The sequence below is a fragment of the Petrotoga sp. 8T1HF07.NaAc.6.1 genome (assembly GCF_016772115.1).
Taxonomy (GTDB): domain Bacteria; phylum Thermotogota; class Thermotogae; order Petrotogales; family Petrotogaceae; genus Petrotoga; species Petrotoga mobilis.
Genome location: NZ_AUPG01000017.1, coordinates 14,190 through 27,483, shown reverse-complemented (window position 1 = coordinate 27,483; position 13,294 = coordinate 14,190). Strand labels below are relative to the sequence as shown.

At 37.1% G+C, this 13,294-nt stretch carries 11 protein-coding genes, 2 pseudogenes and 1 riboswitch; all 13 genes and pseudogenes read right to left on the bottom strand.

The features are described from left to right. Nucleotides 1-130 precede the first annotated feature (130 nt). Nucleotides 131-769, bottom strand: a complete 639-nt coding sequence (locus NAAC61_RS09450; protein ID WP_121958881.1) for a 4-hydroxy-tetrahydrodipicolinate reductase — start codon at nt 767-769, stop codon at nt 131-133. Further along, nucleotides 766-1,644 (bottom strand): 4-hydroxy-tetrahydrodipicolinate synthase, encoded by an 879-nt coding sequence (gene dapA, locus NAAC61_RS09445; protein WP_121958882.1) that lies wholly within the window; start codon nt 1,642-1,644, stop codon nt 766-768. The genes NAAC61_RS09450 and dapA overlap by 4 nt, the downstream gene beginning before the upstream one ends. Before the next feature lie 25 nt (nt 1,645-1,669). Continuing rightward, nucleotides 1,670-2,907: pseudogene (gene lysA, locus NAAC61_RS11145) on the bottom strand (diaminopimelate decarboxylase). A gap of 1 nt (nt 2,908) precedes the next feature. Beyond that, nucleotides 2,909-3,880, bottom strand: coding sequence for an aspartate-semialdehyde dehydrogenase (locus NAAC61_RS09435; protein ID WP_202695874.1), 972 nt, complete (start codon nt 3,878-3,880; stop codon nt 2,909-2,911). A gap of 72 nt (nt 3,881-3,952) precedes the next feature. Beyond that, nucleotides 3,953-4,132: riboswitch (Lysine riboswitch) on the bottom strand. A gap of 72 nt (nt 4,133-4,204) precedes the next feature. Then, nucleotides 4,205-4,690, bottom strand: a complete 486-nt coding sequence (locus NAAC61_RS09430) for an HPP family protein (protein ID WP_121958885.1) — start codon at nt 4,688-4,690, stop codon at nt 4,205-4,207. A 29-nt stretch (nt 4,691-4,719) separates the two neighbouring features. Beyond that, nucleotides 4,720-5,733, bottom strand: a complete 1,014-nt coding sequence (locus tag NAAC61_RS09425; RefSeq protein WP_202695873.1) for a BamA/TamA family outer membrane protein — start codon at nt 5,731-5,733, stop codon at nt 4,720-4,722. Further along, nucleotides 5,730-6,980 (bottom strand): POTRA domain-containing protein, encoded by a 1,251-nt coding sequence (locus tag NAAC61_RS09420; RefSeq protein WP_202695872.1) that lies wholly within the window; start codon nt 6,978-6,980, stop codon nt 5,730-5,732. Before NAAC61_RS09420 ends, NAAC61_RS09425 begins: the two co-directional genes overlap by 4 nt. 458 nt (nt 6,981-7,438) lie before the next feature. Next, nucleotides 7,439-8,100 (bottom strand): annotated as a pseudogene (gene thyX / locus NAAC61_RS09415) (FAD-dependent thymidylate synthase). A gap of 179 nt (nt 8,101-8,279) precedes the next feature. After that, nucleotides 8,280-9,485, bottom strand: a complete 1,206-nt coding sequence (locus NAAC61_RS09410) for a tetratricopeptide repeat protein (RefSeq protein WP_202695871.1) — start codon at nt 9,483-9,485, stop codon at nt 8,280-8,282. 296 nt (nt 9,486-9,781) lie between these two features. Continuing rightward, nucleotides 9,782-11,170 (bottom strand): DUF342 domain-containing protein, encoded by a 1,389-nt coding sequence (locus tag NAAC61_RS09405; protein ID WP_202695870.1) that lies wholly within the window; start codon nt 11,168-11,170, stop codon nt 9,782-9,784. Nucleotides 11,171-11,187: 17 nt separating this feature from the next. Beyond that, nucleotides 11,188-12,018 (bottom strand): epoxyqueuosine reductase QueH, encoded by an 831-nt coding sequence (locus NAAC61_RS09400; protein ID WP_158245179.1) that lies wholly within the window; start codon nt 12,016-12,018, stop codon nt 11,188-11,190. Further along, the gene (locus NAAC61_RS09395) at nt 12,015-12,530 is read right to left on the bottom strand and encodes a ComEA family DNA-binding protein (RefSeq protein WP_202695869.1); all 516 of its coding nucleotides are present in this window, start codon (nt 12,528-12,530) and stop codon (nt 12,015-12,017) included. The genes NAAC61_RS09400 and NAAC61_RS09395 overlap by 4 nt, the downstream gene beginning before the upstream one ends. Continuing rightward, the gene (locus NAAC61_RS09390; protein WP_202695868.1) at nt 12,527-13,291 is read right to left on the bottom strand and encodes a hypothetical protein; all 765 of its coding nucleotides are present in this window, start codon (nt 13,289-13,291) and stop codon (nt 12,527-12,529) included. The genes NAAC61_RS09395 and NAAC61_RS09390 overlap by 4 nt, the downstream gene beginning before the upstream one ends. Between the last annotated feature and the right edge of the window lie 3 nt (nt 13,292-13,294).

The following is a 13,294-nucleotide window of genomic DNA, read 5'->3' as shown; positions in this document are numbered from 1 at the left end:
CCCGCAGCCGCCCATAAGGAAAGAGATCTTTATTTAGCGCCCTTCGCCCCGCAGCCCGCCCATTTTAAGGAAGGGACCTGCGGTCCCTTAGACCTGGAGGGGGATGGCTCCGCCCTGTGACCTGATCCGCTCAAATTACGTCGGTAAAGGTGAAATACCCATTCTCTTTATTGGTTACAAACTCTGCGGACTTAAGGACCCCTTCTGCGAAGGCTCTTCTTGATAAAGCCCTATGAGAAATACTGAGAACTTCGCCCAAGTTCGCCATGTACAATACATGATCCCCTGCTACATTTCCCAATCTTAATGAGCTTATTGGTACATCTTTATCCAAGCTTTCTTTTATCATCTTGGCTGTTCCAGAAGGCTTATCTTTTTTAAATCTATGGTGTGTTTCTATTATCTCAACATCCCATCCATCGATTTTATCTTTCAAAAAGTCCGCCATCTTTAAAAATAATTGTATGCCGATAGAAAAGTTGTAGCTTTGAACTACTGGTACGTCTTTAGATAAAGTTTTTAAAGCTTCAATTTGTTCATCTTGAAGTCCTGTTGTTCCAATGATCAATGGAACTTTAAATTTATTCACATAATCTTCTGTTTTTTCAAAAGCCTCAGCAAGCGAAAAATCGATAATAAGTTGGGGTTTTTCTTGAAAATACTCACCATCTTTATCGTATCCCCAGACAAATTCATGGTTCTTCTCCTCAAAGAGGTCTTTTATCTCTTTTCCCATTCGTCCTTTGTATCCTACTATACCTATCTTCATACTAGATCCAACCTTTCCATCTCTTCTTTTAGAAGTTTCTCTGTTTCTTGACTTGCTTTCACCAATGGTAATCTCACGACATTTTCACATAAACCTAACAAAGAAACGGCATATTTGACAGGAATGGGGTTAACCTCTTTGAATAAAAGTTTGTTGAGTTTCATAAATTGATTATTTAATTTTCTTGCCTTTTCTAAATCGTTGTTAAGAATGCTATGAGTTAATTCAACAAAAGGCCTGGGGGCAACATTGGACGTAACCGAGATAAGCCCATCTCCTCCTAAGCTCATTATAGGGAGGACTTGATCGTCGTTTCCTGAAAACACCTTAAGAGAATCCGGTTTTATAGAAAATAATTCTCCTATTTGAGATATATTACCGCTAGCTTCTTTCACTCCAATAACGTTTTTACAGTTTTCGTGGATAGAAACGACTGTTTCTGGGAGTATATTCATGCCGGTTCTTGAAGGTACGTTGTACATTATTATTGGTAAAGTTGTTCTTTCAGAGATGTACTTAAAATACTCTACCAATCCTTTTTGCGTACTTTTATTGTAATAAGGGGTAACGATTAATAAACCATCTGCACCAGCACTTTCAGCTACTTTATTGTTTTTCAAAACATGATTCACGTTGTTTGTTCCCGTTCCCACAATAACGGGAATTTTCTTATTGACAATTTCTACTACCGTGTTGACAATTTTTTCTCTTTCTTCTTCTTCAATAGCAGGTGCTTCGCCCGTAGTTCCTAAAACTATTAAACTGTCAACACCATTATCAAGCTGATATTTAACAAAAGATCTTAGTGAATTATAATCGACGTTCAATTCTTTGTCGAAAGGTGTGATCATTGCTGTTCCAAGACCATTAAACATTGAGAATTCCTCCTTCTTAAAAGTTTTATTTCAAAGTTGCAAAGTAATCATCCAACGTTTCGGCTCTTCTTATCATTTTGAATTCTCCATCTTTGGTGAACAAAAACTCAGCGGATCTTAATTTTCCATTATAGTTATATCCCATGGAGTATCCATGAGCACCTACATCATGAAAAACCAGCACGTCTCCACGTTTTAATTCCGGTAATAATCGATCTGTTGCCAGTTTGTCGTTATTTTCGCACAAGGATCCTACTACATCGTACAACTCTGTTTTTTCATCAATGTTTTTATTTAAAACCGTTATATGATGATAAGCCTTGTACATAGCGGGTCTCAATAAGTTTGCAGAGTTAGCGTCAATTCCAGCGTATTTTTTGTAGGACTCTTTTATATGCAAGACTTTTGTTATTAAGTAGCCATTAGGTCCAGTGATGTATCTTCCGTGCTCCATATATATCTTTGGAGGTTTTAGCCCATTTTCCAGTAAAATATTCTCATACAATTTTTTTATTTGGCGTGAGATGTAGTATATATCAAGTTCCGTTTCTTCGGGTTTATAAGGTATACCAAAACCGCCTCCGAGATTTATGAATTCAAAATCTATTCCTAATTTCTTATTCACTTCCACAGCGGTTTCAAAAAGAAATTGGGCGACTTTTATTATGTTTTGAGGGTTCAATTCGTTTGAGATCAACATCGCATGCAGTCCAAATCTTTTAACCCCATAATCTTTAAGTCTGGTGAATCCGTTTATTAGATCCATTTTAGGTACTCCGAATTTTGATTCCTTTAAATTCCCTATTATCTCGTTTCCAAAATCCCCGCCTGGATTGTATCTGATGGACACCAAATCAGGCAACTTATATTTTTCTTTTAATAAATCTATATGGCTTACATCGTCAAGATTCAAAATGGCGTTTAAAGATAAAGCTTTTCATACTCTTGCAAAGGGGTATCGTTGGATGTAAATAGGATCTCGTTATTCACAAATCCACTTTTTTCTGCTGCCACCAGTTCTGCCATTGAGCTGCAATCTACTCCACAACCTTCTTCTTTTGTGATCTTTAATATATGGGGATTAGGGGTTGCCTTCACGGCGAAAAACTCTTTGAAATCAGCCCAAGAAAAGGCATCTTTTAAGGTTCTTATTCTATTTCTTATACCTTTTTCATCGTAGAGATAAAAAGGTGTTTGTACGCTTTTTAATAGATTATTTAACTCTTTCTCTGAAAAGGGAAGTTCTTTTTTCAAACCCCGCACCTCAATTCAATTCCCTGTGTTTTTGAAGTATTCTAATTGCATTGGTAGCAGCACCAACTCTTATATTATCCGCTATAACCCACATCAAAAAGGTTTTTTCTTCGATTTTTCTTATTCTAGAGACAAATGTAATATCACTTCCCGCAACTTCTATGGGAGTAATTTTTTCCTCGTTGTACTCGACGTTTGGAGTCGATTCAACCAATTTTATAATCTCATCAACAGAAGAATCCAACTTCGTTCTGAAGAAAACCGATTCGGAATGACCGTAGAGTACAGGCACTCTAACGGTTGTAGGGAATACTTTAATTTCTTTGTCAGAAAAAATTTTTCTAGTTTCGTTTATCATCTTTTCTTCTTCAAAAGTAAGCCCGTTTTCCTTTTTTTCACCAATCAATGGTATAACGTTGTTCTTTATGACCTTTGGAAAATGTTTCACTTCATTTATCCCTTTTTCTTGGTTTAAAAGCTCGATTATGCCCTTGTTTCCAGCCCCAGATACCGCCTGATATGTGGAAACAACTATTTCTTTTAAACCCAACTCACGATGTATGCCGTTAAGGGCTAAAACCATTTGAATGGTTGAACAGTTAGGGTTCGCAATTATTCCTCTGTAATTTTTCAACAACTCTGCATTAACCTCTGGAACGACAAGGGGAATCTTTTCGTCCATCCTAAATTGTGAAGAATTGTCTATAACGACATTCCCTGATTCTTGCGCTATGGGGGCGAATTTTTTTGACACCGAGGCACCAGCCGAGAAAAAAAGGTAATCAAACTTTTCTTTCATACTCTCTTCTTGCAGCTTTTCCACGGTGTATCTTTTAGAACCTACTTTGATCTCTTGCCCTTGAGACCTTTCCGATGCAAACAACCGTAATTCGGAAATTTCGTTAATTAGTTTGTATTCTTCAAATAGCTTCAAAAATGTTCTTCCTACCTCACCGGTAGCTCCGACAACTCCAACTTTCAAAAAAAGCACCTCCAAAATCAAAAAACCTCTCACTGTGGAGAGGTCTTAATAATAAGAAAATATATTTTTCTCATTTTTAGCGGCTCTCCACGTTCTTCACGTGACAGTTATGCAGGTATTCCCCACATACCCAGAAGTCCGAAGATGAGGGTTTTCTTCTTACTTCTTCGGCAACCTCGCCTTTCGCTTCTTCTAAATTTCCCTCTTTTAAAAGAAGAAGTTACTATTCTCGGTTGCGCCTCCGCTTTAAATAATTAATTTTGTTATAAGATAACATATTGAAATAACACAAAGAATAAATAAAAGTTACTTTTCCATTTCTTTTTAAATTAAATCTATCATATAAGGTTTTAGGAAATGATGGACAACCGCCAAGATTGCCACACTTATAAAAACAGATAGAAATGCATTTAAACTAAATCCTGTTATACTCAAACTCAGTGCTGTACCCGCAGCTGGTGGATGTTCTGTATCAATGACAACCATAAGAAATATAGATAAACCTACGGCGAGGGCATACGATAAATCAGAGAATACGAAATTACCGTTAAGGAAAAGAGAAAAAATACTTCCGCATATAAATCCTACCGCATGTCCACCAACCAAGTTTCTAGCCTTAGCGACCATACTTTTTGGCATCGCAAAAACTATGAAAGTCGATGCCCCTAACGAACTAACTATTATAGGCCTGTCTTGAACATTCAAAATCAAAAGTATGAAAAAGATCGTGATGGTAGCCAATAAACTTTGAAAAACATACTTCTTCCAGTTCTTTTTAAACTTTAAAAAGATATTAGAAATTTCATTCAATTATAAATTCCCCCTAAGGGAACATAAATTTAAAATGTCTGACCAAAACCGAACCAGACCTGTCCTTGTAAAGCCTCATCCCATCCATACCCAAAGCCTATTTGACCCAATAAAGGAATTGTGAATCTTAATCCGCCACCAAAAGACAAGATACCACCACCAATAAGGTTACTGACGTCATCTTGAGCGCTACCGTAATCAAAATAGGCAATGAGATCCAATGGGACTTGACCCGTGGCAAGCTCGTAAGCCAATTCTGTGTTGAATAAAAGTAAATTTTCTCCTTCTTGTTCGTAAAAATCAGAAGTCCTTACAGAGTACATTCCTCCTACATTGTACTGATAATGCAGGTTAGAATCGATGTTAGAATTATAGACGGTACCCAGTTTTAGTCTACTTCCCAATGTGAATTTATAGAAACTGTAAAACAGTTTACCTTCAGTGTTGGCACCAACATAGTAATTGGCATTGCTTGTTTCAACCCCACCGATACCGTTTATTTGGAAATATTGACCATTATAAGGCCTATAAGGGCTGTCTAAGCTATTGTATAAATACCCGATTGAACCAGAAAGTAGATTAAGATTACTTTCATCCAATAATTTGTAGTTATTGTAGGTAAAGGAACTTGTTATATAAGAGAAATCTTGTATACTGTATCTTGGAGCAACAGATAAGGACAGATAGTTCGTCGCATCTTCCCCGATGTTCGAATAATACTCTCCATCACCGCTTACCGTATAATGTATGCCGGCGCCTAAATCAAGATCACTACCAGCCAACTTAATAACATCGTAATCGAACCCAAAGGAGTAGTAATTCCCCAAAGGATTCAAATCTGAGTTGAGAGAAAATGTTTGTCCGTATCCAAAAGGATTTAACCACTGAACCTCAAGCTGACCCGTAAAACCTTGATACCATTCTTGACCTTCTTCTGGTAAGCTCCAGGTGACACCACCCATTAATTTCCCGAGTTTTTCGCTTTCTATGGGGGTTATCCTAAAGCCTATTACATCTTCGGCTTGCTGAATAGGTTGTATCATAACATCTTGAAAAATCCTGTTCCCATGAAGGATGTGTAGGTATCTTGTAATTTTTGCTGGTTGACAACCTCGCCTGGTTTTATCTTCACTAAGGACTCAACTATGTACGGTTGGGTTTTAGCGGTTGCCTCTTGAGTTATTTCAACCTCTCCAACCTTAGGTTCCGTTATTTCGAAAATTAATTCATCATCTTGGTATTTAGGGATAATTAACGTGTAAATATATCCATTGTCGTAATAAACCTTTTGGAGGTTATCGTAAGCGTAAAGAACGTCTAAGTTACTCACAGGGTTTCCTAATGGAACAAACTCATTCACAACCTCATTCAATCTGAAGTCTTCTAAACTTTCATTTCCGACAAAAGATATTTTGTTTATTACTACTGGCTCTTGAGGAACAATTTTTCTTAAGTTGCCTTCTAAAACCAGTAATAACTCTCCACCTTTATTTTCTTCTATTTCGGTTACTTCGAAACGTAAATTCGTGTCAGCGGAGAAAAACGGAATTTGATTTAACGAGTTCAATATATTCTGAACCTTTTGAAAACTTGGGTAGGTTTCTTTGGCGTTGGGTCTAAACAAGAAGAATTTGCTATTCCAATCTTTTCTAAAATCAAAACCGATTCTTTCCTTTATGTTTTCTTTATCCAGTTGAGATAATTCTCCCCTTAATTCTAAATCCCAAAGAGAATACTCTTTAACGATGAAAACCAAGGTATCTGATGAATATTCTTTATTGTTTATCTCAGTTGCCTCTAAGGTGATCTCATCTCCAGACATTTTTAGATTAGAGTATATATCAACGAATTGGTAACCGTTTTTTATGTACAAATCTTGTATATTTTTCATCGAGGTTTGAAAATCGTTTAGATTCAAAGGGACATTGGTATTTAAACTGATCGAAGAACGAATATTTTCTTTGTCGATCAATTCATCACCTAAGATCTCAACTTCGTAATTTGTTACAATAGGGTTGGGCTTAAATATGAATTCCAGATTCCCATTTTCGTCCAAATTGTAAGATACAGAGGTAAAATAACCTGATTTTAATATTTCTTGTATAGCCAATCTAATGTCTATATCCCCCACATAGGAGCCTTCTTGTATACCATAATTTGTTAACACCCTTTCCACATCTGTTGCTGCATAAGATATGTCAACATTGTAGGAAATGTCGTTTAAAAGGGTTATTGAAAATGCGAATCCTGCGATGAGAAAGACGGTAAATAGTAGAAAATGTTTTTTCATATTAAAACCTCCTAATTTTTTGTAGTTTGTTAGCACCCTTATACCCCGCTTCCCACCCTTTTTAGAAAGGGACCTGCGGTCCCTAACTCGTGGTGGGTGGAGGGCTCCGCCCTGTGACCCTTTTAAAACATTTTTTTGTAAGCTGCGCTTAGTCGTTATTTGCGCCCCTTCGCCCCGCAGCCCACCCATAAGGAAAAGAGATCTTTCCCTTTCACCCCGCTCCCCGCCTTTTTAGAAAGGGACCTGCGGTCCCTTAGACCCTGGTGGAGGGAGGGCTCCGCCCTGTGACCCTTTTAAAACATTTTTTTGTAAGCTGCGCTTAGTCGTTATTTGCGCCCCTTCGCCCCGCAGCCCACCCATAAGGAAAAGAGATCTTTCCCTTATACCCCGCTCCCCACCCTTCTTAGAAAGGGACCTGTGGTCCCTTAGACCCTGGTGGGGGGAACCCACTATTGTAGTTACTTTAAAAGATCTCCCTTATACTGATACTTCAAATATGCCTCATAACTCCACGGGCAAGTTTTTTGAAAGAATTGTGCCAAAGCCTTAGCGTACTCTTGAATTTCCCATTGTGCGTGTGAAGACGCCCTTAAATCCAAGAAATGCATTAATGCTCGGGCATTTGTAGTTAAATAAAACTCAGTGTATTCCCTACGGGTAGTATAATACGTGCCATTTCTCTAGCTACACCCATATTTATAAGTTTTTCATAAGCCTCGTAACTTTTTTGGTAAACTTCTTCTATAATTTCAAGAGCCTCTTCCTTATTTGCCGTGAGGCTGCCTTCTTTCCCTTGTTCATCAGAGTATGCATTACTACTCTGTTTGTTTTTTGTATCCTGTACTCTGATATGGTCAGGGACATAAAACTCGTTAACGTTTTTTGAGGTGTATCTCCTGCTTATCTCATTGGGAGACATTCCTATCCTATGGCGAAACCATTGCCTAACAACAAAGATGGGTGCTTTTACATGAAATGTAAAAGTAATATGTTCAAAGGGAGAGAGATGTCCATGTTCCATCAAGTAGTCTATGAGTTTTCTATCCTTCTCATCGGTAGAAATATCTTTTCCGTGTGAGACTCTGGCAGCCCTAACCGCAGATCTATCATCTCCCATCATATCAACAAGGGTAACAAAGCCTTTATCAAGCACTTTGATAGATTCCTTACCTGCCGTGAGGCTGTCTTTCCTTGAACCCCCTTCGGGGCGTTTGGGGTTATCTTCCTTACCTGCCGTGAGGCTGTCTTTCCTTGAACCCCCTTCGGGGCGTTTGGGGTTATTTTCTTCATCGGTTATAGTCAATTTTTTTCCTCCTTACTTGTCGTGAGGCTGTCTTCCTTTGAACCCCCTTCGGGGCGCTTGAGGTTGCTTCCCTTACTACCAAATCTGAATACTATATAGAATATAGCCAAAATCACTATAAATAATGGCAACAGCGTGGTCAAAAAATTTCTCGTAGTGAGTTTTCTGTCTATAGTGTTCAGAGTTTCTTTTAAATCAGAGTTATCTGGATCGTACATGAGCGCTTTGGTTAAATAAATTCTTGAGATTGTCAAATTGTCAGTGGTGGATCTATTACTCTCGTACAAAGTTGTTCCAAGTTTAGCTAAAGCTTCTGCATTCTCAGGATCGAGATCGATAGCGGTTTTATAATAATTGATCTTCTGAGAGTTCGTTTCCGAAATATCGCCCAAAAGCTCATAACTTTTCGATAGAACAGCTTTTTTATTAGAATTTTGAAGAATCCAGTCGACAATTTTTCTTGATTCTGATTTTTCATCCAAATTGTAATACGAAAGGGCTATTAAAAACATGATCCTTTCATCTTTTTGTGAAAGATTCACATAGTTCATTGATAGTTGTTTAACGTCTTCATACTTGCCTAATTCAAACGCTTCAATTATCAGTAATTCATGAATGTCTCTGTTTAAGGGATAAGAGAAATGAACTTTTTCCAAATTTTTGAATATATTCTCTTTTTCTTGAGGGCTTGCCGTTTCCCACATTAGAACCGATCTGTAATAAGTAGAAAAAGGATTCTCCCCAATTGTTTCCTCTATTATATCAATGGAACTTAAAATTTTCTTAAACGCTTCGGTATTTTTGGATTTTTGGTACACTTCGTAATTCATTAAAACATTGAGGGCGTTAACGATCACAGAATTTGGATAATTATTGGTTAATATCTCAATTCTATTGATACTTTCAACTTCGTTACCGGGAAAGTATTCAGAAAGAACGTTCAAAGCGGCTGAATCATCGGGTTTTAAAGAAGGAAGAATATAAGGCATAGTTTGATTAGCAGCTGTTTTGTATTCTTCGTTACCTGTTTCATAATATTTTAAATATAAGCCTAAAACGTTTAAACTTCTTTGGGATGATACTAATAATTGATCAGTATCAAAAGTATAAACGTAGCTATCTAAATTACCAGCATAGATATTCAAAGTTAAAAATAAAATAGGAAAAATTAGAAATGATATTTTTTTAAGAAGTCGAAGCATGTGTCAGTTCTCCTAATTGTTTTTTAGCGCCCCTTCGCCCCGCTCCCCACCCGTTTTGAGGAAGGGACCTGCGGTCCCTTAACCCTGCTTGCCTACCATTATGGAAGGGACCTGCGGTCCCTTAGACCCTGGTTGGGGTAGGGCTTCGCCCTGTAACCCTTTTAAAACATTTTTTTGTAAGCTGCGCTTAGAACTTGTTAGCGCCCCTTCGCCCCGCTCCCCACCCGTTTTGAGGAAGGGACCTACGGTCCCTTAGACCCTGGTTGGGGTAGGGCTTCGCCCTGTGACTTGGCTGCTTATCTAGAAACATTTGATTCCGATTGATAACCGTGAGGAACTATTTCATCATCCTCGAGTTGGAACACTACCTTGGTAATTGGCTTTGTCGGCATAAATTTTTTCTTGTGTATGATTATTTCAGTTCCAGGATATGCCACTTTTTTTGCGATGATAAAGGCAGATTCTTTAGAAGATTGAATTTTATTTTTAATCATTTCGAGCTTTTCTTCATCATCCTTTACCTCTGATATGAGCATTTTATAGGTGTTAAAAGATTTCTTGTAGTATTCTAACCTCGCCTTGTCTATTTTACCTTTTTCTTTTAGAGCTTGGATTCCTTTGATTATAGAATTGAGTTTCCTAAGATTCTCCATATCGAGGGCAATTTTTTGCTCTAATTTGATTAACTCTTCGTTTAGATCAGGTAAGACCCCCACTTCACAGACAGTTCTAACACCCATTTCACTTCCTAAAATTTCCGCTTCGATAAGGTTAGTGGCTAAAATATATCCACCAGAAATCTTTCCAGCTCCTCCTTCAACAATGACGTGTTTCCCTGCTTTTATATTAGAATTGACGATGGCTGTTTTAACAATTACATCTTCTTCCGCTTCAACATTGGCGTTTTCAATGTAATTGCACCTCAAAATTTTAGCCTTTATAGAACTTTTTCCTGCACCTTTTATTCCGAATATATTGGCTTCCCCTTCACAAAATACCGTAGCAGATTCGACCACACCCTTGATCTCTAAATAAGAAGTAGCCTCAACAAAAAACCCCGATTTAACATCCCCGTTGATGATCAATTTTCCTGGAAAGCGGACATTACCTGTAGAGTAGTCAATATTCCCATCTATCTTGTGTTCTTCTGAAACATCTAAACTTATCTCACCATTCGACGCTTCTTTACTAAGAAACTTCCCATCTATCTTTGATATTATTTTATTGTTACTTACTTCTACGTTCTTGCCTAATTTTAGTTTTAAATCTTTCCCTTGAATACCTTCGATTTTTTCTCCGCGCACGGTTTCCCCAGGTTCTCCTATACTCGGAGGAACTATCTCTGCCAGTATGTCTCCACTTTTTACGATTATCAATTGGCTACTTTCTTTTAAGTCAACATAGCTATTTTCGGTACTGTTAAGCTTTTCTTCAATATTTTGCTGAAAGATTAGCTGTGCGTCCTTTCCAACCTTGGGTGGTATTCCATATGCAACAACGTATTCCTTATCAAATCTAGGTTCAGAGACGATTTCTTCAATAGTTTCTGATTTTATGCCTACTACCACACCTTTTTCTTTTAGAAAAGCCTTTATTCCGCCAAGAGTAGGTGGACGACCATCGTCTATTAATTTCAAAGATGCCACCATTCCATCTTCAGAGATACGCAGATCATATTTAGCCAATCTAGACTACCTCTCTTTCACCATAATATTACTTTCCCTTTCCAATTATCTATCTTGTATCTAGAACTTGTAAAGATGTTAAAATCTTGGGCTATTTCTTTTTTTATTAGGATTATCTGAGGTTTCAAATATTTAAAAAATTGCAAACCAACCTTTTCTAAAAACTTTACTGGAATATCTTGTGGAATTCTAAGCAAGTCTTTTTTGTAATATTTAAAATATTTTTGGGTTAATTCTTCTCCAAGTATCTCAACTAAACTCTTGTAATTTTTCTGTTTGGACTCCTCTTCGTATCTTTTTGATTCTTCTAAAGAAAAAGAGCAACCACAGTAATTTTGGCGATAAATATTGTAAGTTTTACATATTTGTGCTGCCATATGAACACCATTATTCGATCTGAAATTTACATACTTAAAAGACGGATTTTCTTCCATATCCAAATTATCAGTTATTTCTAAAATATCGTCATGAGACTTTCTAGGGGAAGCAAGAAGAGTCGTTGAATAGATAGAAAAATTCATCCGTTTAGCTTCAGATTTGGTCTTTTCAAGCCTCAACTTCATACATTCATAACATCTTTTCGGGCTGCCTTCCTTATTTGCCGTGAGGCTGTTTCCTTCCCCCTTGATTCTTTCTAAAAACTTATCAGGTTCATAATCTCCTACGTAGAGTTGGAACCCCCAAATATCTCTTAATTTTTTAACTTCATCCAATCTCTTGGAATATTCTTGAAGGGGATAAATATTGGGGTTGTAAAAAAATACAACAGGTTCGAATCCCTGTTCTACTAATTTCCTGTAAGAAACCGTTAGATCAGGTGCACAGCAAACATGTAAGAAAATCTTCAAAATTCTATCTTCCCTTCTATTTTTTCTATCGTAGATGATGGAATACCTAATTTCTTTAGATCATCTAAAGAGCTAATAGGTTTAATAGCCCTATACTCGATAATTTTCTGGGCAGAAACTTTTCCTATTCCAGGTAAACTTTCCAATTCTTCACTGGATGCTTCGTTTATATTTATTTTATCATCTACTATTTCGTAAACAACCTCTGAAAGATAAATATAATCTTTAATATTTGAAAATGTTTTTTCTCCTATACCAGAAACGTTCATAATATCTTCTATTTCTCTAAAACCTTTCTCTTGCCTATAATTTATGATCGCTTGTGCCTTGGCGGGTCCGATTCCAGGTAATTGGATCAACTCTTCAACTGACGCCGTCAAAAGGTCTATTTTATTTTCCTGATAAGAATTAAGTCTATCCTCTTTACCCGATTGATATCGATCAACCGTTAAGATCCCCAACAAAATGATTATAATTATACTTAATACCGGGAAAAGAAGCTTTTTTCTCATTGGGTTTCTACTCCACTAAAGTAGATACCTTTAGTGAATCTGTCTGCAATACTCAGTCCAGTTAAGTCAAAAACAAGATCCTCATCCATGTTTCTCAAGTATGTTTGTGCCTCGTTATAATCATCAAACAGGCCCACGAGTATCGCCCAATAATCTTCATTACTCTGTTGAAACTTACCGTTGAAAACAAAAGCGGGGATACCCCCTTGTCTTAACGCCATCGTAGGGAACATAGCTGGTGCTGGAGTAGTGTATAAATAGATTTGTATGGAAAATAGGTACTGCTCTTCCTCTTCCCCTTCTAAGGAATAATCTGATCGGTACAAGTAATACTTATCCCCATTTTGAAAAACAAAGTAGGGTATATTGTTGTTTAAAGCATACAACGCCTCTTCAAAAACCTCGCGTTGGTTGTAAAAAACTTTTACGGCACCTTCGTTGTACGGTTTTAACATCGTGACTGAATTTTCCAACAACACTTGATAATCGAGTTCTTGGATATTGTAACTTACCCTTGCCATTGTGTTGCCAATCTCAATTTGTGGTAATACTAGATCTTCTAAGACAACAGATGGAGAATTTGGTTCAACTTCGTTTAGTGTATTTAGTTGATTATTATCTAGCTCTTCTATTTTAAGCTCTAGATTTTTCATCTGGTTTTTTAAATATATAGTATACGTTGTCAGTGCGAAGGTTATCAAAGGTAAAATAAAAACAAGAATTAAAATAACTGTGAACCAACGCGGATTATTCTTTTTCATTGG

What these genes read in the sequence shown, in the direction of transcription:
- NAAC61_RS09390 (WP_202695868.1), bottom strand. Translation starts at nt 13,291, where the DNA reads ATGAAAAAGAATAATCCGCGTTGGTTCACAGTTATTTTAATTCTTGTT.
- NAAC61_RS09410 (WP_202695871.1), bottom strand. Translation starts at nt 9,485, where the DNA reads ATGCTTCGACTTCTTAAAAAAATATCATTTCTAATTTTTCCTATTTTA.
- NAAC61_RS09420 (WP_202695872.1), bottom strand. Translation starts at nt 6,980, where the DNA reads ATGAAAAAACATTTTCTACTATTTACCGTCTTTCTCATCGCAGGATTC.
- dapA (WP_121958882.1), bottom strand. Translation starts at nt 1,644, where the DNA reads ATGTTTAATGGTCTTGGAACAGCAATGATCACACCTTTCGACAAAGAA.
- NAAC61_RS09395 (WP_202695869.1), bottom strand. Translation starts at nt 12,530, where the DNA reads ATGAGAAAAAAGCTTCTTTTCCCGGTATTAAGTATAATTATAATCATT.
- NAAC61_RS09450 (WP_121958881.1), bottom strand. Translation starts at nt 769, where the DNA reads ATGAAGATAGGTATAGTAGGATACAAAGGACGAATGGGAAAAGAGATA.
- NAAC61_RS09425 (WP_202695873.1), bottom strand. Translation starts at nt 5,733, where the DNA reads ATGATACAACCTATTCAGCAAGCCGAAGATGTAATAGGCTTTAGGATA.